At 44.0% G+C, this 22942-nt stretch carries 21 protein-coding genes, 3 tRNA genes and 3 pseudogenes; 16 read left to right on the top strand and 11 right to left on the bottom strand.

The genetic code is table 11. From position 1 onward, the window contains the following. Positions 1-219: pseudogene (locus tag L5L98_RS21490) on the top strand (ISAs1 family transposase); the annotation flags it as partial. 30 nt (positions 220-249) lie between these two features. On the opposite strand, the pseudogene L5L98_RS21495 reads toward L5L98_RS21490, so the two are convergent. Together L5L98_RS21495 and L5L98_RS21500 are read right to left on the bottom strand one after the other, a co-directional pair. Continuing rightward, a pseudogene (locus L5L98_RS21495) lies at positions 250-609 on the bottom strand (site-specific integrase); the annotation flags it as partial. Positions 610-670: 61 nt separating this feature from the next. Then, complete coding sequence (locus L5L98_RS21500; protein ID WP_105252484.1) at positions 671-889, bottom strand: hypothetical protein; 219 nt, start codon at positions 887-889, stop codon at positions 671-673. 180 nt (positions 890-1069) lie between these two features. Here L5L98_RS21500 and L5L98_RS21505 point away from each other — a divergent pair, with 180 nt between their 5' ends. After that, a complete protein-coding gene (locus L5L98_RS21505) occupies positions 1070-2641 on the top strand; it encodes a DUF3369 domain-containing protein (protein ID WP_113940482.1) in 1572 nt (523 codons plus the stop codon). A 59-nt stretch (positions 2642-2700) separates the two neighbouring features. On the opposite strand, the gene L5L98_RS21510 is transcribed toward L5L98_RS21505, so the two are convergent. Then, positions 2701-3153 carry a hypothetical protein gene (locus tag L5L98_RS21510; RefSeq protein WP_263143439.1) on the bottom strand — a complete coding sequence of 151 codons (453 nt, stop codon included), beginning with the start codon at positions 3151-3153 and terminating at the stop codon, positions 2701-2703. A gap of 258 nt (positions 3154-3411) precedes the next feature. Here L5L98_RS21510 and ccoN point away from each other — a divergent pair, with 258 nt between their 5' ends. From ccoN to ttcA, 11 genes are all read left to right on the top strand, one after another. Continuing rightward, complete coding sequence (ccoN, locus tag L5L98_RS21515) at positions 3412-4848, top strand: cytochrome-c oxidase, cbb3-type subunit I (protein WP_107404951.1); 1437 nt, start codon at positions 3412-3414, stop codon at positions 4846-4848. 13 nt (positions 4849-4861) lie between these two features. Further along, a complete protein-coding gene (gene ccoO / locus L5L98_RS21520) occupies positions 4862-5488 on the top strand; it encodes a cytochrome-c oxidase, cbb3-type subunit II (RefSeq protein ID WP_107404488.1) in 627 nt (208 codons plus the stop codon). Between the two features lie 11 nt (positions 5489-5499). Beyond that, on the top strand, positions 5500-5676 hold the full coding sequence (locus L5L98_RS21525; protein ID WP_107404487.1) for a cbb3-type cytochrome oxidase subunit 3: 177 nt from the start codon (positions 5500-5502) through the stop codon (positions 5674-5676). After that, entirely contained in the window at positions 5676-6644 is a 969-nt protein-coding gene (ccoP, locus tag L5L98_RS21530) for a cytochrome-c oxidase, cbb3-type subunit III (protein ID WP_028759967.1), read from the top strand. The genes L5L98_RS21525 and ccoP overlap by 1 nt, the downstream gene beginning before the upstream one ends. Before the next feature lie 110 nt (positions 6645-6754). After that, positions 6755-7234, top strand: coding sequence for a FixH family protein (locus tag L5L98_RS21535; RefSeq protein WP_263143446.1), 480 nt, complete (start codon positions 6755-6757; stop codon positions 7232-7234). A 36-nt stretch (positions 7235-7270) separates the two neighbouring features. Then, the gene (locus L5L98_RS21540; protein ID WP_263143448.1) at positions 7271-9670 is read left to right on the top strand and encodes a heavy metal translocating P-type ATPase; all 2400 of its coding nucleotides are present in this window, start codon (positions 7271-7273) and stop codon (positions 9668-9670) included. A gap of 38 nt (positions 9671-9708) precedes the next feature. Beyond that, on the top strand, positions 9709-9957 hold the full coding sequence (ccoS, locus tag L5L98_RS21545; protein ID WP_263143450.1) for a cbb3-type cytochrome oxidase assembly protein CcoS: 249 nt from the start codon (positions 9709-9711) through the stop codon (positions 9955-9957). Further along, the gene (locus tag L5L98_RS21550; protein ID WP_198573458.1) at positions 9954-10646 is read left to right on the top strand and encodes a sulfite exporter TauE/SafE family protein; all 693 of its coding nucleotides are present in this window, start codon (positions 9954-9956) and stop codon (positions 10644-10646) included. Before ccoS ends, L5L98_RS21550 begins: the two co-directional genes overlap by 4 nt. A gap of 55 nt (positions 10647-10701) precedes the next feature. Continuing rightward, entirely contained in the window at positions 10702-11454 is a 753-nt protein-coding gene (etrA, locus tag L5L98_RS21555) for an electron transport transcriptional regulator EtrA (protein WP_006081599.1), read from the top strand. 222 nt (positions 11455-11676) lie between these two features. Next, entirely contained in the window at positions 11677-12609 is a 933-nt protein-coding gene (gene uspE / locus L5L98_RS21560; protein WP_028759972.1) for a universal stress protein UspE, read from the top strand. 78 nt (positions 12610-12687) lie between these two features. After that, positions 12688-13656: a tRNA 2-thiocytidine(32) synthetase TtcA gene (gene ttcA, locus L5L98_RS21565; RefSeq protein WP_181800873.1), complete on the top strand. Its 969-nt coding sequence runs from the start codon at positions 12688-12690 to the stop codon at positions 13654-13656. Between the two features lie 184 nt (positions 13657-13840). On the opposite strand, the gene L5L98_RS21570 is transcribed toward ttcA, so the two are convergent. Together L5L98_RS21570 and L5L98_RS21575 are read right to left on the bottom strand one after the other, a co-directional pair. Beyond that, a complete protein-coding gene (locus tag L5L98_RS21570; RefSeq protein ID WP_028759974.1) occupies positions 13841-14464 on the bottom strand; it encodes a DUF2987 domain-containing protein in 624 nt (207 codons plus the stop codon). After that, positions 14457-15269, bottom strand: coding sequence for a glucosaminidase domain-containing protein (locus tag L5L98_RS21575; protein ID WP_263143455.1), 813 nt, complete (start codon positions 15267-15269; stop codon positions 14457-14459). The genes L5L98_RS21570 and L5L98_RS21575 overlap by 8 nt, the downstream gene beginning before the upstream one ends. Before the next feature lie 310 nt (positions 15270-15579). Here L5L98_RS21575 and L5L98_RS21580 point away from each other — a divergent pair, with 310 nt between their 5' ends. Beyond that, entirely contained in the window at positions 15580-16500 is a 921-nt protein-coding gene (locus L5L98_RS21580) for a YvcK family protein (RefSeq protein WP_263143457.1), read from the top strand. A gap of 113 nt (positions 16501-16613) precedes the next feature. Here the strand turns inward: L5L98_RS21580 and L5L98_RS21585 are convergent, their stop codons facing one another. The 5 genes from L5L98_RS21585 to L5L98_RS21605 form a co-directional block, all read right to left on the bottom strand. After that, positions 16614-17807 carry an amino acid aminotransferase gene (locus L5L98_RS21585; protein ID WP_028759977.1) on the bottom strand — a complete coding sequence of 398 codons (1194 nt, stop codon included), beginning with the start codon at positions 17805-17807 and terminating at the stop codon, positions 16614-16616. 392 nt (positions 17808-18199) lie between these two features. Further along, a tRNA-Leu gene (locus tag L5L98_RS21590) sits at positions 18200-18286 on the bottom strand. 49 nt (positions 18287-18335) lie between these two features. Beyond that, positions 18336-18409: transfer RNA gene (locus L5L98_RS21595), tRNA-Cys, on the bottom strand. 24 nt (positions 18410-18433) lie between these two features. After that, positions 18434-18509, bottom strand: a tRNA-Gly gene (locus L5L98_RS21600). A 374-nt stretch (positions 18510-18883) separates the two neighbouring features. Next, the gene (locus L5L98_RS21605; RefSeq protein WP_028759978.1) at positions 18884-20317 is read right to left on the bottom strand and encodes a glyceraldehyde-3-phosphate dehydrogenase; all 1434 of its coding nucleotides are present in this window, start codon (positions 20315-20317) and stop codon (positions 18884-18886) included. A 203-nt stretch (positions 20318-20520) separates the two neighbouring features. Here L5L98_RS21605 and L5L98_RS21610 point away from each other — a divergent pair, with 203 nt between their 5' ends. Together L5L98_RS21610 and gap are read left to right on the top strand one after the other, a co-directional pair. Next, on the top strand, positions 20521-21420 hold the full coding sequence (locus tag L5L98_RS21610; RefSeq protein WP_263143460.1) for a DUF2989 domain-containing protein: 900 nt from the start codon (positions 20521-20523) through the stop codon (positions 21418-21420). A gap of 201 nt (positions 21421-21621) precedes the next feature. After that, positions 21622-22632 (top strand): type I glyceraldehyde-3-phosphate dehydrogenase, encoded by a 1011-nt coding sequence (gene gap, locus L5L98_RS21615; RefSeq protein ID WP_006081590.1) that lies wholly within the window; start codon positions 21622-21624, stop codon positions 22630-22632. A 75-nt stretch (positions 22633-22707) separates the two neighbouring features. Here the strand turns inward: gap and L5L98_RS21620 are convergent. Further along, positions 22708-22942, bottom strand: a pseudogene (locus tag L5L98_RS21620) (IS4 family transposase); the annotation flags it as partial.

A 22942-nucleotide genomic window follows, 5' to 3' on the forward strand; every position in this document is an offset into this window, starting at 1 on the left:
CATTGGCACATCGAGAACCTGCAACACTGGGTGCTTGACGTCACTTTTAGGGAAGACTGTTCAAGGATTGGTGACCGTGAAAACGCGAAGAAGATGGCGCTATTTCGTCGTATCGTGCTGAACCTTTTAGAGCAACATCCGCTAAAAGCCAGCAAACCAACCAAGATGAGAAAGGCTGCATGGAATGGCGATTTTAGGAGCGAGATTTTCTTTGGTTAAGAGATTTAACAAAGCTTAATCCCGCCCTGGTTCATCATGCAGTTTATCGTACTTAAACTGTGGCACATTAAAATAACCGATCAGTGCTATCGGCGGTGCTTGGCAATAATCAACGTAACGGCTCATGTCTTTGCGCGTAACTTGAATGGGAGACATTGAAACTACATCAAAACACCAATGCAGAAACGTAGTGAGTTCACTGCGATAAGCTTTATAGTTGTTTTCGTTATGCTTTTGCTCAAATAGCCAATCACTGGCATGCTCGATGATTAAGCCCGCATCAACCACCTTTTTCATGCTAATTTGGGTGATATATTGGTTAACAATACTATTGCCAACTTGTATGAATTCAAATGAGTCAAATAACGGAATTACTGGAGGAAGTTGCATATTACATCTGAATTATAAGAGTTTCTTGTATGATAATACTTAAACGCAAATGCCGATAATGTTATTTATCGGCATCAAGATATGTCAGATTTTTAGCGCAACTTGAAAATGAACATTGCTGACAAGTAATACGCTTTTTGCAACAGATCAAGCATAGCTGCCACACTTGCTGTTTCGATTGGCTATCTAAGCACGTGAAGTCAGATGCGCAGATGTGTCCATCATGTATCAGCTGTGCCAATTTATGCGCTGAAATTGATAAGTTAATTCGATTCGTCATGCCCTTTCCCTCCCTATCATTGTTTGATAGTAACAGAATACACAAATGAGAATCGTTATCAACAATGTAATTTAAGGATTGCCACTCACCTCGTTATTTTATGCAAGATTTTGCACCGCTTTGAAATGTGTCTACTACACTGATTATGTGATCATTATTTTTACTTGAATGAGGTATCGGATGCTGATTGATCTTGCAAAGAAAAACCCTCTTTTTTCCGGTAAAAAGTCTACCGAGACAACAGAGTCTGGTATTCCTTGGAAGGTATTAGTGGTCGATGATGAACCTGATGTTCATACCGTCACTAAGCTTGCCCTCTCCCGCTTTAAACTTGATGGCCGTGCCCTCACCTTTATCAATGCTTATAGTGCCGAACAAGCAAAAGAATTACTCAATCAAGAACATGACATCGCCATTGCCTTTATTGATGTTGTCATGGAAAGTGATCATGCGGGGTTAGAACTAGTAAAGTGGATCCGTGAAGAATTATTGAATAAAACCACTCGATTGATCTTACGTACAGGCCAGCCAGGGCAAGCACCTGAAGAAGACGTTATCGTCAATTACGATATCAATGATTACAAAGCAAAAGCTGAACTGGATTCCCGTAAGCTGATGACCAGCGTCTACTCAGCCCTTCGCTCTTATCGCGATATCATGGAAATCGAGCAAGCAAGGCGCACCCAAATAAATCACCGTAAGGGCTTAGAAAGAGTACTAGAAGCCACCTCAGGATTATTTGAACTGCGCACCCTGCATAAATTCGCCGATGGGCTACTGACTCAAGTGGCCACTCTACTTAATCTCGATTCAGAAACGCTACTGCTGACTTGTAATGCAATTGATGCGATTAGTGGTCATGTTGAACCTGTCAATATAGAAATCCTTGCAGGTACTGGTCAATTTGCAAATAAATCCCACATTACGCAACTACCTGAACATATTGATCGTCTACTGCGCAGTGCGCTCACCCAACAGCGGTGCCTTTATGAAGACAATTGCTTTATCGGTTACTTTCCCACCAAAGGCGGTTTAATCAATCTACTTTATATGGATGGTATTGATAGAATTGATGATCTTGATAAGAAACTCATTGATATTTTTGCCATCAACGTGGGCATAGCTTTTGAAAATTTGCTGCTCAATCAGGAGGTGGAAGATACACAATCAGAGCTTATTTTACGTTTAGGTGATGTTGTTGAAAGCCGCTCGAAAGAAGCTGCCAATCATGTGAAACGTATGGCGGAGTATTGTTCTCAATTAGCATTACTCGCCGGTTTAAGTGAATACGAAGCCGATTTACTACGCCGTGCCTCACCAATGCATGACATAGGTAAAATTGCGATCCCCGATGCTGTCCTACTTAAACCCGGCAAATTAGATGACGAAGAATGGAAAGTTATGCGTCAGCACCCTATGATTGGCCATCAAATTCTTGCAAATTCTGAGCGACCAATACTAAAGGCTGCATCAATTATTGCACTGCAACATCATGAAAAATATGATGGTTCTGGTTATCCTGCAAATCTAAAACAAGACGAAATTCACATTTTCTCGCGGATTGTAGCAATCGCAGATGTGTTTGATGCCCTTTCCCATGCCCGCTGCTATAAAACAGCTTGGCCTTTAGAAGAGGTTTTAGCTGAAATGCGTAAAGGGGCGGCAACACACTTTGATCCTCACTTATTACAGCTCTTTATTGAAAATGTAGATATTTTTGTCAAAGTAAAAGAAAACTGGAAGGATCACTAATCTGTATAGTTGATTGTCTTGATATTTAGAAAGCCTATCAGGCACTTTCAAAGATATATCTAACCATTGTCATCTGCGAGAAAATCAAAAACAGCCGTTTTAGTTTCGCCATTAAGGTTGAAACTAACAAAGCCGCGCCAAACCATATAACCACTGCTACAAGAGCCATATACCATTTGACCAATATAAGTCATTTCGTCGGTTTGCTTCACATTTACGGGAATAACGCCCATAAACATATCTCTTCCTTCTAAGCGGATTTGCACATCGGTAATAGGCGAAGACGCTAATAGTGTTAATGTTAATGGCTTTTCGCTCGGTGCATTTTCTGGCGACAGACTAACAGTGAGTTTGATATCGCCCACTTGTTTAACACAATCCCCTACCGAAAATTGACAGAGAGAAGGATCAAGACTGCTTTTTAGTGTGACTTGCTTAGCATCTTCAGTACAAGCTGTGAGATTGAAGAGAATTAACGCGATGAATAAATAGGGATTAGGACGATTTAGCACAAAGATTAACCTTACGACGCAATATGTTAACATTCTATGGCGTAGGTTGATCTAGATCAACTTTCTACACCCCTTCTTTGGTATCTTTTTTGATATTGCTCAAGTATCATTGCGAAACCTCATATTTGAGCAAAAATATGCAGGGTAACGCATTGACATGACTCAGCAACCTGAATAGGGAAGCTGATTTTTATGTCGTTTTATAACAGGTAAAGCTTGTCTTTACTCAAAGTATCAGTAATAAGCAGTGGAAGCATGATGATGAACCATTCCCAGCCAACAGGCGCTGATTACAATTACACCATTGTCCGCCAATTTGCCTTAACCACAGTTTTGTGGGGTATCGTTGGTATGTCAGTCGGTGTATTAATTGCGGCTCAGTTAATCTGGCCTCAGCTGAACTTTGACACTCCTTGGTTAACGTATAGTCGCTTGCGACCATTACACACCAATGCGGTGATCTTCGCGTTCGGTACATCAGCCCTTTTTGCAACATCCTATTATGTCGTACAACGTACCTGTCAAACCCGACTATTTGCACCTAAGTTAGCTGCATTTACGTTTTGGGGCTGGCAAGCAATTATTATCTCCGCAGTAATCACCTTACCCTTAGGCTACACATCGAGTAAGGAATACGCAGAGCTAGAGTGGCCTATCGATATCGCAATTGCTATCGTCTGGATAGCTTATGCTACGGTATTCTTTGGCACGATTGTTAAGCGCACAACTTCACATATTTATGTGGCAAACTGGTTCTTCGGTGGGTTTATCCTTACCGTAGCGGTACTTCATATTGTTAACTCAATGGCAGTACCTGTTAGCCTGTTTAAGTCATATTCTATATACAGTGGCGCTGTCGATGCCATGGTACAGTGGTGGTATGGTCATAACGCCGTTGGTTTCTTATTAACCGCAGGCTTCTTAGGGATGATGTATTACTTCGTACCTAAGCAAGCGGGTCGTCCTGTGTATTCTTATCGTCTATCAATTGTCCATTTTTGGGCTTTGATCGCACTGTATATTTGGGCAGGTCCTCACCATTTACATTATACCGCGCTACCTGACTGGACTCAGTCTTTAGGTATGGTGATGTCACTGATCCTATTCGCACCTTCTTGGGGCGGTATGATTAACGGTATCATGACCTTGTCTGGTGCTTGGCATAAACTGCGTACCGATCCTATTTTACGTTTCTTAGTTGTCTCTTTGTCTTTCTATGGTATGTCTACCTTCGAAGGCCCGATGATGGCAATTAAAACCGTTAACGCACTGTCACATTATACAGACTGGACTATCGGTCACGTTCACTCAGGCGCGCTAGGCTGGGTTGCTATGGTGTCTATTGGTTCTTTGTATCACCTGATCCCTGTGTTATTTGGCCACGGCCGTATGTACAGCGTCAAGTTAATCAATGTTCATTTCTGGTTAGCAACGATTGGTACTGTACTCTACATCGTCTCTATGTGGATTTCGGGTGTAATGCAAGGTTTAATGTGGCGCGCAGTGAATGCTGACGGTACTTTGACTTATAGCTTTGTTGAAAGTCTGGAAGCTTCTTATCCTTTCTACTTTGTGCGTTTCCTCGGCGGTTGTTTATTCCTTACCGGTATGCTGATCATGGCATATAACGTGATCCGTACAGTGAAAGCCTCTAAAGATTCATTGCCAGCATTGGCTGAACCCACAGCGGCTTAAAGGAGCAAACTCGATGAAATTTAATCATGAGATAGTCGAAAAAAACATCGGTTTGCTAGCGATTTTTACTGTTATCGCTATCAGCTTCGGTAGTCTGGTTGAAATCACACCGTTGATTTTTCAAAAAGATACGACTGAGCCAGTTGAAGGTTTAAAGCCATACACTGCCCTGCAAATCGAAGGTCGCGATCTATATGTGCGCGAAGGTTGCAGTAATTGCCATAGCCAAATGATTCGTCCTTTACGGGCTGAAACTGAACGTTATGGTCATTATTCTGTCGCTGGCGAGTCTGTTTGGGACCATCCATTCCTATGGGGTTCTAAGCGTACAGGTCCTGATTTGGCACGTGTTGGCGGTCGTTATAGCGATAAATGGCATGAAGTTCACTTAATCGATCCTCGTGCCGTAGTACCTCAATCGAATATGCCTGGGTTCCCATGGTTAGCCGAAAACAAGTTAGACGGCGAACTGACGGGCGCGAAGATGACTATCCTACGTAACATGCATAAAGGCGGTTACAAAGGTAATGATCTTTATACCGATGAAGAAGTCGCTGGCGCACAGAAAGCTGTTGCAGGTAAGACAGAGCTGGAAGCCTTGATTGCATATCTTCAGTCTTTGGGTCACGCACTCAAATAAGGAGGCAATATATGGATTACGGCACATTACAAGGCATCTTAACCATTATTGTGATGCTGACCTTTATCGGTATCTTTGCTTGGGCATATAGCTCGCGCCGTCAGAAATCATTTGATGAAGCAGCTAACCTTGTATTTTCCGATGAGGAAATCAGCAAGGAATCGAAGGACTCAGGAGAGAATAAGTGATGAGTAGCTTCTGGAGTGTTTGGATTACTGTACTCTCGTTAGTCGTGATCGCGGGTTGTTTTCTATTACTGCGTGTGTGTTCTAAGAACACTACTGACGTAAAAGAAGGCGAATCCATGGGTCACAGTTTCGACGGTATTGAAGAACTCAATAACCCACTGCCAAAATGGTGGAGTTATATGTTCTATATCACTATCGTGTTTGGCTTGATCTATTTGGCCCTATTTCCTGGTTTAGGTAACTATAAAGGCCTATTAGGCTGGACCAGTTCTAACCAGAGTATCGGCACAGAGCATGGCATTAAAGCCGATTCTGCCGCAGCGATTGAGCTAGCAGCAAAAGAAGGTCTTTATGTTCAGTATGATCAAGAAGTAAAACACGCTGATGAAAAATATGGCCCAATCTTCGCGGCTTACTTGGCAACACCACTAGAAGAATTAGTGAAAAACCAAGAAGCGTTGAAAGTGGGCGGCCGTTTGTTCCTGCAAAACTGTGCTCAGTGCCATGGTTCTGATGCACGTGGTAGCAAAGGCTTCCCTAATCTTACCGATGGTGACTGGTTATATGGTGGTGAATTAGCCACGATTAAGACCACTATCATGGCTGGTCGTCATGGCATGATGCCACCCAAAGGTGGTTTGCCAATCGAAGATAGTGAGATTGCTGGTTTAGCTGAATACGTTGTTAAATTGTCTGGTCGTGAGCATGACGAGAAACTCGCTGCTCAAGGTCAAGGCTCATTCATGAAAGGTTGTTTTGCATGTCATGGTATGGACGCTAAAGGCAACAAGTTTATGGGTGCTCCTAACTTAACTGACGATGTTTGGTTATATGGCGGTAGCCGTGGCATGATCGAAGAGACCATTAAACATGGTCGCGCAGGTGTGATGCCAGCGTGGAAAGACGTTCTCGGTGAAGAGAAAGTTCACGTCATTACAGCTTATGTTTATAGCTTGTCAAACAAGTAATTAGGTATAAGTAACACTAAGGCCTCGAAGACTTCGAGGCCTTTTTTTTAAAGTGCTAAAACCGTCTTTTAACGGTAAAATGGCGCAAATTTTTTGAATGGGTATCTGACATGAGCGAACAACAAGCCTGGTATAAGCAGTTCTGGCCTTGGTTTTTAATTATTCTTCCTTTATGTGCCGTCGTCGCAAGTTTTACCACGCTAAAAATTGCCCTTACGAACTCGGACTCTTTAGTCGCCGAGGATTACTACAAAGATGGCAAAGCCATTAATATGGACTTAAGTAAAGTGAAGTATGCCAAACAAATAGGCATGAATTTTTCACTCGATCAAGCTAATAATGAGATTTTACTGACGCAGCAAGGGGGACCTACATATCAAGCCGCCTTGAAAGTTGAGTTCTATCATCCAACCATTGCCGACAGAGATATGAAACTCACTGCGACGGCCGATGCCAGTAATGTGTATCGCATTACCATCCCTACTACCCTAACCGGCCCTTGGGAAGTTCGCCTCGAAAGTTACGACGGTAAATGGCGAATTCACCAACGCGTTGAATTAAAAGATCACGTCCAACTTTGGCTGAACTGATTGTGGTTGAATTGATTTAGTTAAATAAGAATTGCTATGACGTATCCAAGTTGTTTTCACTGCCAAGAGCCCGTTCTGACGGGCCAGCAGTTTGTGACTCGCATTAATGATCGTGATGAACTGATGTGTTGCCCTGGCTGTCAGGCGGTTTCTCAAGCGATTGTCGATGCGGGATTACTCAGTTATTACAAGTTCCGCACTGAGCCTGGCAATAAACAAAATGCCCTGGTCCCCGAAGCATTAACACAATTTAGCGCCTATGACTTGCCCGAAGTGCAGCAAGACTTTGTGCATTCTGAGGACAATGTCGAATCAGTGTCACTCTCCATCGATGGTATCACCTGTGCCGCCTGTGCTTGGTTAATTGAACACAAAGTCAAACAACTTGCTGGCGTGAGCCAAGTGCTAGTCAACTCAACCACCCAACGCGCCATGATCAGTTGGGATAAACGCAAGGTAAAACTTAGCGATATTCTCGGACAAATTAGTCGTATCGGCTATCAAGCCGCGCCCTACCAAGTTGACGAACAAGAGCTCAACAATAAACTCAATAGCCGCAAGTTTTTACTGCGTTTAGGCTTAGCTGGCTTTGCGACTATGCAAGTCATGATGTTCGCCCTCGCCCTTTATACTGGCTACTTCACTGATTTAGACGTGCAGTATCGGGACTATTTCCGCTGGGTCAGCATGATTTTTGCCACGCCTGTGGTGCTTTATTCGGCGCAGCCCTTCTATTTTAGTGCCATTCGTACCCTGCTCAGCGGCAAACTCAATATGGATGTGTCTGTTTCGATTGCCATTGGTGGTGCCTATACCGCAAGCTGTTTTGCCACAGTGAATGGCACAGGCGAAGTGTATTTTGAATCCGTATCCATGTTTACTTTCTTTTTGTTACTTGGGCGTTACTTCGAGCAAAAGGCAAGACAAAAGGCCTCGGTCAGCTCCAGTAATTTACATAAATTGGTGCCGCTCACTGCACACTTAGTCACCGAAAATGGTCAAGAAGAAATTCCGGCCAAAAAGTTACGCCTCAATGATGTGATCCTTGTAAAACCAGGGGAAATGGTTGCGGCCGATGGTGTGGTGATTGAAGGCCACACAAACATCAATGAAGCTATGCTCACTGGTGAGCAAATGCCCATTGAAAAGCAGCAAGATCAGCAAGTCTACGCTGGCACTATCAACGTCGATCAACCGATAAAAGTTAAAGTTACCGCGTTAGGGCAAGACCAACTCGTGGCGGAAATTATTCGACTGCAGGAGCTGGCATCCAATACAAAACCTGCGATAGCCCTATTAGCCGATAAATTATCCCGCTATTTCTCGGGTACGATTCTAACAATCGCGACGATCACCTATTTGGTTTGGCAACAGATTTCCCCAGAGGATGCCTTTTGGGTAACGCTATCAGTTCTAGTCGCAACTTGTCCTTGTGCCTTAGCGCTAGCGACACCGACCGCCGTCACCTGTGCAACCGCCATTTTTACCCGTCTTGGGATCATTACTCGCAAGGCCGGTGTCTTTGAAAAACTGCCGCAGATTAAACATGTGGTCTTTGATAAAACTGGCACCCTTACCTGTGGTACGCTCTCTATCGGGCAAACGCAGTGCATGGCCGATTTAACAAAGACGCAGGCCTTAGCTATTGCCGCAGCGCTGGAAACGGGCTCTCGTCATCCGATTGCGGCTGCATTTGCCCTATTTGCCGATAATACCTTGGTCGCAGAACAAGTTCACCATGAAGTCGGCTTTGGTGTTCGAGGCCGTATCGAGGGGACTGAATATTTAATTGGTAATGCTGTATTTACTGGTGCACGTGTCGATACTCAGGACCCAACCCAAAAGATTTGGTTAGCACGCTCAGCCAATGAGCAGCTTGAAGTGCTTGCAAGTTTTGAGATCCAAGACAATATTCGTCAAGACAGTAAGGCCACGATTGAGATATTAAAGCAACAAGGTTGCCGCATTAGTATCGCCAGCGGCGATAGCTCCGGACATGTGCATCAACTGGCCAAAGAGCTGGGAATTGAAGATGTGCACAGCGGATTAACGCCCGCGGGTAAACTTGCCCTAGTAACGAAATTACAACAGCATACTCGCGTGGCGATGTTTGGCGATGGCATCAATGATGCGCCAGTACTTGCGGGGGCTGATTTGTCGGTCGCCATGGGCAGTGGCAGTGCGATTGCCAAAAACAGTGCCGATTTGATTTTACTGGGCGATCATCTATCCCGTTTCACCCAAGCTGTCGCGGTCGCTAAACTGACCACGCAAATTATTAAACAAAATTTAGCTTGGGCGCTGGGTTACAACGCCCTTATCTTGCCTTTAGCTGTCACTGGTCATGTGGCACCTTATATTGCCGCGATTGGCATGTCGGCGAGTTCTTTGATTGTGGTCGGTAATAGCCTGAGATTATTACGGGTAAAAGTGTGATCATAATAAAACGTTTAACCAGATAGTAAGAGGTCATTATGGAAATTATTTATGTGCTTATCCCCATTGCCATGATCTTCGTCGCCATTGCGGTAATGGTATTTTTTTGGGCAGTGAAATCTGAGCAATTTGATGATCTTGACCGTCAAAGTGTTTCTATATTGTTTGATGAAAATACTGACAAACCTGGCCATCTAGCCCCCCCCGCCATTCAGTCAACAGCAGAACATGATGACATCGCAGCGCAGCAAGCGATAAAAAATCAGCAAAAAGGCATGCCTTTGTGATTGAGTACAATGTCACCGGTGCCTTTCTCGTCGGCTTGATGGGAGCTGCACATTGTTTTGGTATGTGTGGCGGTTTAGTGGGCGCGTTTTCCGCCCAAATCCCTCATCCTAAAATAGGTAACCAGCTGGCCCATCAGCTTAAATATTTACTGAGTTACAATTTAGGCCGTATTTTAAGTTACACCTTAGCGGGCGGCTTAGTGGGCGCATCGTCGGCAGGTCTTGGTCACTTATTTGAACTGGATATTTATCTGATTGTCCTGCGCATGGTTGCTGGACTGATGATGATTGCAACAGGGCTTTACATCGCTAAAATATGGGTTGGAATAGTGCAAATTGAGCGTGTAGGTCAATGGCTATGGCAATATTTAAAACCGCTAGCGCAGCGCCTTGTTCCAATCAAGAATCCGAGCCAAGCAGTCATGGCGGGATTCATTTGGGGCTGGCTCCCCTGCGGCCTTGTCTATAGCACCTTAACTTGGTCGGTTGCATCTGGCTCTGCCAGCCAAGGCGCCTTGATTATGTTAGCCTTTGGCTTGGGTACTTTACCCGCCCTATTAAGCGCTGGCGTGGCGGCAAAACGCCTTGCTGCATGGGTACAAAAGAAAACCGTTAGACTATTGAGCGGCTTACTGTTAATTGCCTTTGGTGGTCAAACTTTATATATCGCACTCGCGCAGCTAAACTAGCCCAAGTGAGTGAATTGGTTTAACATGGTTGCAGTGGATAAACTTGAGAATCAACATGACAATTGAACAAAATAAGAATCGTCGTCCTGCCGCTAGCGGATGCACAATCCATTGTCACGATTGCAGTATGGGTACCCTTTGTATTCCTTTTACCCTCAATGCAAGTGAGCTAGATCAGCTCGATGATATTATTGAGCGTAAAAAGCCAATCCAGAAAGGCGAGCAAATTTTTAAGTCAGGAGATGCGTTGAAATCCCTGTTTGCGATCCGCTCTGGCACCATCAAAAGTTACACTATTACCGAGCAAGGTGATGAGCAGATAACGGGCTTCCATCTTGCGGGTGATGTGATTGGTTTTGATGGTATTCACGCTCAGTTACATCAGAGTTTTGCACAGGCCCTCGAAACCTCTATGGTTTGTGAAATCCCCTTTAATATCCTCGATGAACTTTCGGGCACTATGCCTAAGTTACGTCAGCAGATCATGCGTCTAATGAGTAATGAGATCATGAGCGATCAAGAAATGATCCTGCTGCTCAGTAAGAAAAATGCCGAAGAACGTCTAGCAGCGTTTATCAGCAATTTAGCAAATCGTTTCGGCAGCCGTGGTTTCTCACCTAAAGAATTCCGTTTAACCATGACCCGCGGTGACATTGGCAATTATCTCGGTTTAACCGTTGAGACCATCAGCCGCTTACTTGGACGCTTCCAAAAGTCAGGCTTGATTGAGGTTAAGGGTAAGTACATCACTATCCTCGACTCGCAAGAGCTAAATCTGTTAGCGGGTAATTCTCGCATCGCGAGATAGTCAATCGCAAGAGCATTAACCGTGAGAGGTCAAGCCTAAATAATTGTCGCCAATAGCATAACAGTTTAATGGTAAAAGCTGTGCTTGCTAGACATGTCATGCAGATTAAGGCATGATTTTTAAGCGAGTTTTAATCAATTTCAAATGAGTTTGATCTAGAACAATACAGCTCACTGCCAAAGGCTCATGATGATATTGAGCCTATGACTAAAGGAACCAAACATGAAGGATTATCAAAAAATACTGGTTGTGGTTGACCCTACCACTGAGAATCAAGTTGCCCTTGCACGAGCGGTCGCCTTGGCCAGTAAATGCAACGCTCAAGTCACTGTGTTTCTTTCTATCTTCGACTTTTCTTACGAAATGACTTCGATTCTGTCGAATCAAGAACGCGAAGCCATGCGTCAAGGTGTCATAGATCAACGGCTCGCCTGGATCCAAGACTTACTCGCCGCTTATACTCATCTGCAACTCAATATCGATACTCAAGTCATTTGGCATAATCGCCCCTTTGAAAGCATTATTAATCATGCTATTTCAGGGCAATATGATTTGATTGTTAAAGGCACCCATGCCCACGACAAACTCAAGGCGGTGATCTTCACTCCAACTGATTGGCATTTAATGCGTAAAGCCCCTGTGCCAGTGTTGATGGTGAAAGCCCATGACTGGCCAGCCGCGGGCAAAATCCTCTGTGCTGTGAATGTGGCAACCGAAGATACCGATCATCAAATGCTTAACGGTAAAATTATTGAGCATGCAAAAGATTTGGCTAAAAAGTTCTCTGCTGAAGTACATTTAGTTAATGGTTATCCCGGCACGCCAGTTAACTTAGCCATCGAGCTTCCTGACTTTGATGCCCAGTCATACAACGAAACCATTCGCATGCAGCATGAGCAGCGCGTGAGTTATCTTGCGAGCGCTTATGATATTAATCCAAGTCATTGCCATGTAAAAGAAGGTTTACCAGAGGATGTGATCCCTGAACTGGCTGAAAAACTTGATGCTGAATTGGTGATCCTAGGGACTGTCGGTCGTACCGGATTTTCAGCAGCACTGATAGGTAATACCGCTGAACATGTTATCGATAGCATCAACTGCGATTTATTGGCAATAAAGCCCGATGGTTATAAATCACCGTTAGAAGAAGCCTAAGCAATACGCGGCTCTTTACCCCGCCAAAGATAGCTGGAATAATACGCGCCCTGAAACTGTGTTACTGGGCGCTTTTTTATGCTTGAAGCTATATCTGAAGTTACGGCAAATCCTATGCCGGAAGAATTATCAAAAAAACAAACTACCCGTCTGAATAAATTACAGAAGCGGCTTCGTCGTGAAGTGGGTAGCGCGATTGCCGATTACAATATGATTGAAGATGGCGATAAGATCATGTGCTGCCTCAGTGGCGGTAAAGACAGCTACGCCATGCTCGATATTTTGATGAATCTACAGCAACGTGCGCCCATTCAGTTTGAAATCATTGCGGTTAATTTAGATCAGAAGCAACCCGGCTTCCCTGAGCATGTATTGCCCGCCTATCTCGATAAGCTCAATGTGCCTTATCACATCCTCGAGAAAGATACTTACTCGATAGTGAAAGACAAAATCCCTGAGGGTAAAACCACCTGCTCCTTGTGCTCTCGCCTGCGCCGCGGCACGCTTTATGGCTTTGCTCAGCGTATCGGCGCCACTAAAATCGCCCTAGGCCATCACAGGGATGACATTATCGAGACCTTGTTCTTAAATATGTTCTTTGGCGGTAAAATGAAAGCAATGCCGCCAAAGCTGCTGTCGGATGATGGCGCTAATATCGTTATACGTCCCCTAGCCTATTGTCGCGAGAAAGATCTCGAAGAATATGCCAGCTTAAAAGAATTTCCAATCATTCCATGCAACTTGTGTGGCTCACAGGAAAACTTAAAGCGCGCCGCAGTCAAAGACATGCTGAATCAATGGGATAAACAATACCCCGGACGCATTGAAACGATTTTCACCGCCATGCAAAACACCGCACCATCACAGGGTGTTGACCGTGAACAGTTCGACTTTGTGTCTCTAACACGTGACCCAGATGCGCCTATGCGTGGTGATGTTGCTGAAGCCAATCTGCCTGCATTCGATTTTCTTGATATCGCCAATAGTGGTCGTATCGATTTGGATGCAGCAAAACGCATTGATATTGTTAACACTTACGAAGTCTAACTTAGACTGAATTTAGCGCCTATTCAGTAAGAGAAGTTAACGCAACGAAAGTAAACAAGATAAATTAATACAACAAAAATGCCCACTTAATGTGGGCATTTTTATGGCTACAGAATAAGTTTATCTTTAAGCCAGCGCTTCTGAATCGCTTATCTCAAGACACCTATTCAAGATACAAAGATGATTACTTCACCCAAGGACTCAACACTAATGGCTGGGCACTGAAGCTTAGCGTGGTGATGCTTTCAAGCTCATTAGCGGCTAATTTATAACTGCCTTTTATCGCTTCTTCACGGCCATTAAGGCGTACATAGACTTCTTGTTCAGGTGAGAATTCAAAGTTTAAGCCAGTAATGGATTCCCTAAAATAACGCATCGGGAAGCCTTGCATAGCACCGAGCAGCGTGTCCATCTCAGTCATGATTTGTTGTAAGCGCGTTTTATCGTACTCGGCTAATGTCTGTTTTGCTCTAACTTGCATTGCAATACCACATCCCTCAGCGCTGCCAGCGAAATTCAGATTAACCAAGGCTCGCTGATCTTTTAAATCATCATCTAAGGGAATGAATAACCGCTGAGCATCAGTATACGTCAGTGGCGTTGAGGTTTTTTCACTGGAAATAGAACCACTTTGGATCAAACAATTCTTTTGCATTGGAACACTAAACGCCACTTCCACGAGTTGATAACCGCCTTTATTGACTTGTTTCAACCTATCATAAAAGCCTTTATATTCAAGGGATACAGTTTCTGCAGCGGCGCTAGTTGCCAAAAAGAACAGGCTACTAAACAACAGTTTTTTATACATCGACATTCACCAAATATTTTTCATTATGACGTAACATATCAAGCAGCTCATCAATATAAGCTTCTTGTCTTTCAGAATAATTCACTAAACCGTAAATCAATTGATCCGCTGTTGGCTCTAGCTCCTGTGAACGTAAATCAGCTCGAATAGAGCGAAATAACGCATAGGCAGTATTAGAATTTAAATTACGCATATAGGATGAAACCGATTCATCGACCGATGAAAACACTTTCACCTCATGACTTTTACCCGAACCACGTGAGGATGGCACTATGCCGCAGCCAGCAGTAAAACACCATTCACCAAAAAAGTTAAAACCTTCTCTGGCAAAACGTGAACTCCCCCAACCCGATTCATTCGCGGCTTGAATTAACACCATAGATTCCGGCACGATATCGACACGTTTAAGTAAGCTTGCTAATGACTTAGCATCTACGTTACGCGCCGCATATTGGTATTTATCAAATAACGCATTAATCTGCGCTAATTCAGTATCAGATAAACTCTTACCATTATCGACTAAGGCAAGCATCTCATTGATAAAGCCACGCTCCATCAAGATAATGGCATTCTGTTGCTGAACAATCGGCCGCAGGAAATCAAAAAAAGCTTTCTTCTTTTCGGTAATGTCGCTGATCGCTGAAAAGTCAGGGACTTGCGTAACAGGATCGACATCGCTGACGAATTGGGGCGCAATAGCGGATGAGTCATTCGAGTGAGGAATGATCCAAACTCGTAATGCAAAAATCGCCACTATGACCATGGCTAATGCCAATGTAAACGAACCGATTCTACCCGTTTTCAATCATTCACCTTAGGTGTAACGCCCTTATTGGGCAAATAAAGGCCGGATTATAAGCTATTTGTCAGATTTCACGAAATTTGCCCATCATCATGATCACGAACTCAGGTACAATATTACGCCTGAGGCACCATTATCGAGTCGAGCTTGCTATTACGCCGTCATTTATAGATGCAAGCATTTGACTGAGTATTTATACTAAGGTTCCTTAGCGTTATCACCATTGCACAACGGCTCATGAGTCATCCCGCTTATAGCGACAATGGATGGCTATGACATTAAATTTTCGGGTATTCAGGAAGGAAAAACCCAGATGCAGCATTTGATGTTAAATCAATTTGAACGTGTCGTCGCCATCGGCGGAGGCCATGGTTTAGGCCGAGTATTATCCTCGCTCGATTTTTTAGGCAACCGCCTTACAGGGATTGTCGCCACCACTGATAATGGTGGTTCTACTGGTCGACTGAGAGCCGAGCAAGACTGTATTGCTTGGGGGGATTTACGTAACTGCTTATCCCATTTAGCTAATCGTCCTTCCGTTGGCTCGCAATTGTTCGAATATCGTTTCCAAGGTGCCACTGAACTCAGTGGCCATAATTTAGGTAATTTAATTTTACTGGCTCTTGATCAACTCTGCGTTCGTCCATTAGAAGCGGTTAATCTCATCCGTAACTTACTTAAGATAGAAACCCAACTTATTCCCATGTCAGAGCAGCCCACTCACTTAGTGGCCCTGCAAGCCTGTGGCAGTAAAGTCTTTGGGGAGATCAATGTCGACAGTATGGATGAAGCGCCTATCGCGCTCTGCCTTGAGCCACAGGTCGATGCCACCTTTGAAGCCTGTGAGGCCGTTCGGCACGCAGATTTAGTTATCCTAGGCCCTGGGAGCTTCTTAACCAGTATCATGCCGCCGCTGCTGTTACCTAAGTTCGCGAAAAGCCTCGCTGCTACTAAAGCACAGGTGATCTTTATCGATAACCTTGCCGAAGAGGCCTCACCCGCGGGTCGGTTTAGCATTGAGCAACGTATCGCTTGGTGTCACCAAGTGATTGGCAAGCCCATTATTCACAAAGTACTTCGCCACGGTGAACAAACGCGTTTAGGGCCACTGATTAACTATTTTCCGTTAAAGAATCGCCATAATCCCAATCTACATGATCAAGCGAACTTATTAGATGCATTAAGCGCCCTGCTGCGGATCAATGATCTCACTCAACAACCGCTTGCCTGCTAGCGCTTACCTGTTAATCATTTAATCGAAATAATAAAGGACAGCAAGTGCTGTCCTTTATATTGTAAAGCTAAAAGGAATGTCCCTTTAGTCTGTCTATAAGGCTGCAATAACCATTACAACACTTGTGCTATGGCTTTACAGATAACAGGCATATTCGTCTTAGTCATGCCTGCAACGCTAATGCGTCCAGAGCCGACAATATAGACACCGAATTCGTCTTTCAAACGTGCCACTTGGGCTTTGTTTAAACCTGAGAAACTGAACATGCCATTTTGGCGAGAAATAAAACTGAAGTCCTGAGTCACGCCTTCAGCCTTTAAGCTATCAACAAACAGAGTACGCATTTCGGCGATACGCTCACGCATCTCTTTGACTTCCTGCACCCACATGGCTTTCAGAGCTGCATCATTTAATATTGTGCTGACGATCAGTGCGCCGTGGGCTGGCGGATTAGAATAGTTGGCGCGTATGGTACGTTTCACTTGGCTAAAAGCACGTACGGCAGCATCAGCATCTTCAGCCACCACAGTCACGGCGCCAATACGCTCGTTGTATAAACCAAAGTTTTTAGAGAAAGAGTTAGCGACCAGCAACTCAGACACTTTAGACGCGACTAAACGCAGACCTGCCGCATCTTCTTCAATGCCAGCACCAAAACCCTGATAAGCAAAGTCAAACAGTGGCACGAGTTTCTTATCAGCACACAATTGAGCAACAAGTTCCCATTGCGCCAACGTTAAATCGATACCCGTTGGGTTATGGCAGCAACCGTGTAGCAGCACGACATCACCCGCATTGGCGTTAGATAAATCAGTCATCATGGTATCGAAATCGATGTCATGGGCTTCTGCTTTGTAATAACCGTACTCTTTAACCGTTAGGCCTGCCGTTTCAAAAATATTCTGATGGTTGGCCCATGTTGGATTACTCACCCAAATCGTGTGCGAATCGGTATTACGCAGTAAAAACTCAGCAGCAATACGCAGTGCTCCTGTACCACCAGGAGCTTGCGCTGTGGCAGCACGGCCAGAAGAAATTAATGCACTGCCTTCGCCAAACAACAATGTTTGTACTACACGGTTATAAGCTTGAACGCCTTCAATGCCTAAGTAGTTTTTGGTCTTCTCTTGCTCAAGTAAAATGGCCTCGGCTTTTTTCACTGAAGCCAGAACGGGAGTCTGTCCTGCCTCATCCTTATAAATGCCAACACCAAGATTAACTTTATCCTGACGCGGATCAGCTTTAAAGGTATCGGTTAAACCAAGAATTGGATCAGCGGGTGCGAGTAATACTTGAGAGAAAATCATGACTACGTATCCTAATATGCGCGTGTAGGGGAAATTTCGGCTTATTTATACCACTGTCTTTAAGGGGGTAATAGCGACTTAAGTCCCTTCTTAGGGAAATTATTACACTATTGCCGATTCAACAATAAAAAGTACATTTTATTGTATAATTCCCATTAATATAGTGACACTACTTGAATAAAGCTATTTACAACATCTAGATCACAAAATCACTCAGTTTTATATTGTAGAAAAGAAACAGGTCAGAAGTCGCAATACTGAATGAGTAAAATAGTGGGCTTGGGCCTAACCAATCTATAGCTGTAGTGATACTAGATTAAGAATCATGAAATGTAGATGTAGAAGTTACAAAGCAAAAAAGCCCTGACATCAGTCAGGGCTTTTCTGTTTTTTGGTACCCGAGGCCAGACTTGAACTGGCACGCTGTTACCAGCGAGGGATTTTAAATCCCTTGTGTCTACCGATTCCACCACTCGGGCAAACTCTTTATATTAACAACGGGAATCGTGTCATTAATACTTTAATCTATGGAGGCGCGACCCGGAGTCGAACCGAGATCGACGGATTTGCAATCCGCAGCATAGCCATTCTGCCATCGCGCCCAAACTGCCAAATTTATTAAAATTTGGAGCGACATATCGGGTTCGAACCGATGACCTATACCTTGGCAAGGTATCGCTCTACCAACTGAGCTAATGTCGCCTATCATTGCGCTTAATCATTTGAACTCATGCTCGGCATGCTTTCCCCTGACTGCGGATTGGCATTCTACCGATTTAGACCTCAGAGTCAATCAACAATTTTTAAAAAATGATCTAAGCCGCATCGTTTGTCCAATAAACCGCCACACCTCAGTGAAGTTGATGTTTCATTCATCAATTTAGGCTTTGTACCGATACTGATGCCGATGCTACCACTAATTAAACGCGGCAGATAAACAGGGGATCATGGTGAGCTATGGAGTCGAGTCCAATAAAAATTGTAGAAGTATAGAAAAACAAAAGCGCCCTATTGGGCGCTTTATTCAAAGGTTAGGCAAAGTTATTAATCACTCAAGCAAAAACTACGTGGGCAATTTACGCAGGTAGAGATAGCGTCGTTAAACCTAACATAGTTTGCATTACGCCAACCACTTGGCAACTGTAACCAAATTCGTTGTCATACCATACATAAAGAATGGCACGCTTGCCTTCTGCAATAGTCGCTTGTGAATCAACCACACCCGCGTAGCGAGAACCCACTAAATCGCTCGATACAATCTCAGTAGAGTCTGTGTAGTCAATTTGATTTTGCAGTGGTGATTGTAGCGCCGTATCTTTCAGATACTCGTTAAGCTCATCTTTACTGGTTTCAGCATTCAGGTTCATACTGATGATCGCCATAGAGACGTTAGGCGTCGGCACACGAATCGCGTTACCTGTTAACTTACCGGCTAATGCAGGCAAAGCTTTAGCAACCGCTTTTGCTGCCCCCGTTTCAGTGATCACCATGTTTAATGGTGCACTACGGCCACGACGGTCAGCGGTATGATAGTTATCAATCAGGTTTTGATCGTTGGTATAAGAATGAATCGTTTCAACGTGACCATTCTCGATACCATATTTATCATTCACAGCTTTCAGTACTGGCGTAATAGCATTGGTGGTACAACTCGCCGCAGAAACAATAATGTCTTCTGGGGTAATATCGCCTTCGTTCACACCGTAAACAATGTTCTTAATCGCGCCTTTTGCAGGAGCCGTCAGTAATACTTTGCTGGCACCTGGGCTCTTAAGGTGTAAACCAAGACCCGCTTCATCTTTCCAAATACCTGTATTATCAACAATCAATGCATCATTGATGTCGTATTTAGTGTAATCCACTTCGTCGGGTGAATTAGCATAGATCACTTGGATATAAGTGCCATTGGCTATGATGGCGTTGTTCTCTTCGTCAACTTCAACAGAACCATTGAAAGGACCATGGACTGAGTCACGACGCAGTAAACTCGCGCGTTTTTCTAAATCGCCTTTCTTGCCGCCACGTAAAACGATAGCGCGTAACCTTAACTTATTGCTGCGACCTGTGCGTTCAATCAGCAAGCGTGCCAATAAGCGACCGATACGGCCAAAACCATAAAGCACGACGTCACGCGGCGCGACATCATCGGCATGGTCGATAGCATCGGCCAATTCTTTTGCCATATAGCTTTCAATTTCGCTGACATCAGTATGGTCGCGCCAGTAATTGACAGCGAGTTTACCAATATCCACTTTACATTGTTTAACTGCGAGTTTGCTCAAAGCTTGAACGAAGGGGAAACTCTCGCGTAAACGTAATTTTTCACCGACATGACGACGAACTAAACGGTGCGCTTTAATGATTTCAATCGTAGAAGCATTGAGTAACGGCTTGCCGTAGACCACGACTTCAACGCCTTGGTTACGGTACAACTTGCCTAACAAAGGCTGCATCGCCTCTGCCATTTCAAAACGTTCTTGCCAACTTTGTAGGTGTTTATCAGCGCTCATTTACAGATCCTTTATCTCACTTTTCAATAAAATGTACTGAAAGGTTTGAGTAACATGACGAAAAGACCAATAATCTAATGCGGGTTTTAGGGAAAACCCTGTTTTGGTCGGCGCCATTGTAATGAAAGTCGCGCTTTGTTGCCAGTAAGATATTTTCTGTAAATCTGTAATTTTATTAGAAAAATTATCGTTTGGAGAGTGTTTTGAGACAAAATCTAGTAATAATTACATCATTTACCTTAGGGATGAGCTTTTTCGGTCTTTTCGGTTGTGATAATGACCGAAATATCTCAGCAATTTGTAAAAATAATCCTGAAATTTGTACCGATTTGCATAAGGACAGCTGGTGTTTGACAGAAAAGACCAAGCTTATCCAAAACCGCTACATGTTAAAAGACAACGAAAACCTCACAGGTAAGCAGCTCTACTCACAATTAACCTACCTTGAGGATTACAGCCGTTGCATTGAACTCGCCTCTGGCGTTCAGCATATCATCCACACCAATCGCACAGCAGATAGAGCCAGAGCCTTTAGACTAAGCACTCAAAATTTAAGTTTACTACAAGATCAAACCCGTGAACGGCAAGACCCTTTTATGTCCTATTACCAATGGACTCGCTTTGGCGATACCGCTGCGTTAAATAGATTATTAGAACAGGAAAACGCCGGCGAAGTGACTGACCCCTTTCTACTTGCCCAAGTCGCAACCTATTACAGCAATCGAAATGCCATCAAAGCGCAACAACTCTATCTTAAAGTCTTTGCGGAGATCCAATACGATGATTTCGACGTTAACTGGTTACTTGGGCTCGCATCTGCCTATCGCCAGCAACAGGTTTTAGATAAATCCTATATGCTGACGAAAGCAAATTTACTACTTACGCAGCAGAAGTATTCTGAAGAAAAAATGCTAGCCTTGCTCGGTGGCAATAAAACGCTGGCGACTGAACTCGATTTAAAAGCCCAAGCCCTTATCGATGCGCTAAAAAAGGGCACTTATTCTATGAGCCCAGTAAGACAATGGCTTGATCCTCAAGCGGTTGCCCAAGCGCCAACTGTAACTGAGGTGGTGCCGCCTGCGCCTGTCGAAAAAGTAAACTAAGCAATCGATGGCAAAATGTTTGCCATCTTGTAATTTTTTACCCAATTAACGCGTAAAAAATGGCGATTTCGCGACCGATGTAAAAAAAATACCTAATTTGTTAATCAAGACAGCGGTAAAATGCCGATTTAACTTGACGATAGCTGTCAGTTTGGTAATTTTACTACCAGTTGAATTTTATAATCACCAGAGGGATATGAGATGACTATCCGTGTAGCAATAAATGGCTATGGCCGTATCGGTAGAAACGTATTACGCGCCTTGTACGAAAGCGAAAAAGCTTATCCAATCAAGATTGTCGCTATTAATGATTTAGGCGACGCTTCAATCAACGCTCACCTGACAAAATACGATTCTGTTCATGGTCGTTTCAATGCCAAGGTTGACCATGATGCAGAAGCCATTTATGTGAATGGCGATAAGATCCTCACTTTCCAAGAACGTGATCCTGCAAAACTGCCATGGGCAGAGCTACAGGTTGACGTGGTTTTCGAATGTACCGGTATCTTCACTTCTAAAGAAACCGTTCAACCACATTTAACCGCTGGCGCGAAGAAAGTGATTATTTCTGCTCCAGGCAAAAACGTCGATGCCACAGTTGTTTACGGTGTGAACAACAACGTGCTGACGTCAGACATGACAGTGATTTCAAATGCTTCTTGTACAACAAACTGTTTAGCCCCTTTTGCTAAGCCGTTAAATGACGAGATTGGTATCGAATCAGGCCTGATGACCACCATTCACGCTTATACCAACGATCAACGTTTATCTGACGTGTACCATACAGATTTACGTCGTGCCCGTGCTGCGGCACTGTCAATGATCCCAACTAAAACTGGCGCAGCTGCTGCTGTAGGTTTGGTTGTACCTGAATTACAAGGTAAATTCGACGGTTTAGCGGTTCGTGTACCTACAGTTAACGTATCACTCGTGGATTTATCTTTCATCGCTGCCCGTGACACGACAGTTGAAGAAGTGAATGCCATTATCGAACGCGCTGCCAGCGTTGCGCCATTGAGCGAAGTGTTAGCGGTAAACAAAGAGCCATTGGTGTCTATCGACTTTAACCACAATGCGTTTTCTTCAAACTTTGACGCAACTCAAACCCGTGTAAACGGTCGTTTAGTGAAAGTGATGTCTTGGTATGATAACGAGTGGGGATTCAGTAACCGTATGTTAGATAACGCGGTTGCACTGATGAACGCCAAGTAAGTAAGCGTAAAGTAATCTAGTCACTAGATTCCGCGTTACTCAATTAAGCCTCGCATTTGCGGTAATGCCGTTCACTTAAGAGTGAACGGCATTTTTCTTTGGTCTAACCGGGAACTTGTTTTTGCTCATTTTAAGAACTCGTGGATATGCCCTTTCCCGTTTACCATCCAGCTTAAATTGCCGTGCATTTCGTTCTATATCCAATACGTCTCTCGGGACATTCCCCGGTGTTTGTGATGACAGTTGTGTCAACTTGAAGATGATATAACTCGCCGCATCTCGAAAACTCAGTTGATTGGGGTGGACCGAT

Source organism: Shewanella sp. SM23, assembly GCF_025654295.1.
Classification (GTDB): domain Bacteria; phylum Pseudomonadota; class Gammaproteobacteria; order Enterobacterales; family Shewanellaceae; genus Shewanella; species Shewanella oncorhynchi.

Coding starts and splice junctions, on each gene's coding strand:
- ccoN (WP_107404951.1), top strand. CDS start 3,412: ATGATGAACCATTCCCAGCCAACAGGCGCTGATTACAATTACACCATT.
- L5L98_RS21500 (WP_105252484.1), bottom strand. CDS start 889: ATGACGAATCGAATTAACTTATCAATTTCAGCGCATAAATTGGCACAG.
- L5L98_RS21535 (WP_263143446.1), top strand. CDS start 6,755: ATGAGCGAACAACAAGCCTGGTATAAGCAGTTCTGGCCTTGGTTTTTA.
- gap (WP_006081590.1), top strand. CDS start 21,622: ATGACTATCCGTGTAGCAATAAATGGCTATGGCCGTATCGGTAGAAAC.
- etrA (WP_006081599.1), top strand. CDS start 10,702: ATGACAATTGAACAAAATAAGAATCGTCGTCCTGCCGCTAGCGGATGC.
- ttcA (WP_181800873.1), top strand. CDS start 12,688: ATGCTTGAAGCTATATCTGAAGTTACGGCAAATCCTATGCCGGAAGAA.
- L5L98_RS21570 (WP_028759974.1), bottom strand. CDS start 14,464: ATGTATAAAAAACTGTTGTTTAGTAGCCTGTTCTTTTTGGCAACTAGC.
- ccoP (WP_028759967.1), top strand. CDS start 5,676: ATGAGTAGCTTCTGGAGTGTTTGGATTACTGTACTCTCGTTAGTCGTG.
- L5L98_RS21605 (WP_028759978.1), bottom strand. CDS start 20,317: ATGAGCGCTGATAAACACCTACAAAGTTGGCAAGAACGTTTTGAAATG.
- uspE (WP_028759972.1), top strand. CDS start 11,677: ATGAAGGATTATCAAAAAATACTGGTTGTGGTTGACCCTACCACTGAG.
- ccoO (WP_107404488.1), top strand. CDS start 4,862: ATGAAATTTAATCATGAGATAGTCGAAAAAAACATCGGTTTGCTAGCG.
- L5L98_RS21580 (WP_263143457.1), top strand. CDS start 15,580: ATGCAGCATTTGATGTTAAATCAATTTGAACGTGTCGTCGCCATCGGC.
- L5L98_RS21505 (WP_113940482.1), top strand. CDS start 1,070: ATGCTGATTGATCTTGCAAAGAAAAACCCTCTTTTTTCCGGTAAAAAG.
- L5L98_RS21540 (WP_263143448.1), top strand. CDS start 7,271: ATGACGTATCCAAGTTGTTTTCACTGCCAAGAGCCCGTTCTGACGGGC.
- L5L98_RS21585 (WP_028759977.1), bottom strand. CDS start 17,807: ATGATTTTCTCTCAAGTATTACTCGCACCCGCTGATCCAATTCTTGGT.
- ccoS (WP_263143450.1), top strand. CDS start 9,709: ATGGAAATTATTTATGTGCTTATCCCCATTGCCATGATCTTCGTCGCC.
- L5L98_RS21525 (WP_107404487.1), top strand. CDS start 5,500: ATGGATTACGGCACATTACAAGGCATCTTAACCATTATTGTGATGCTG.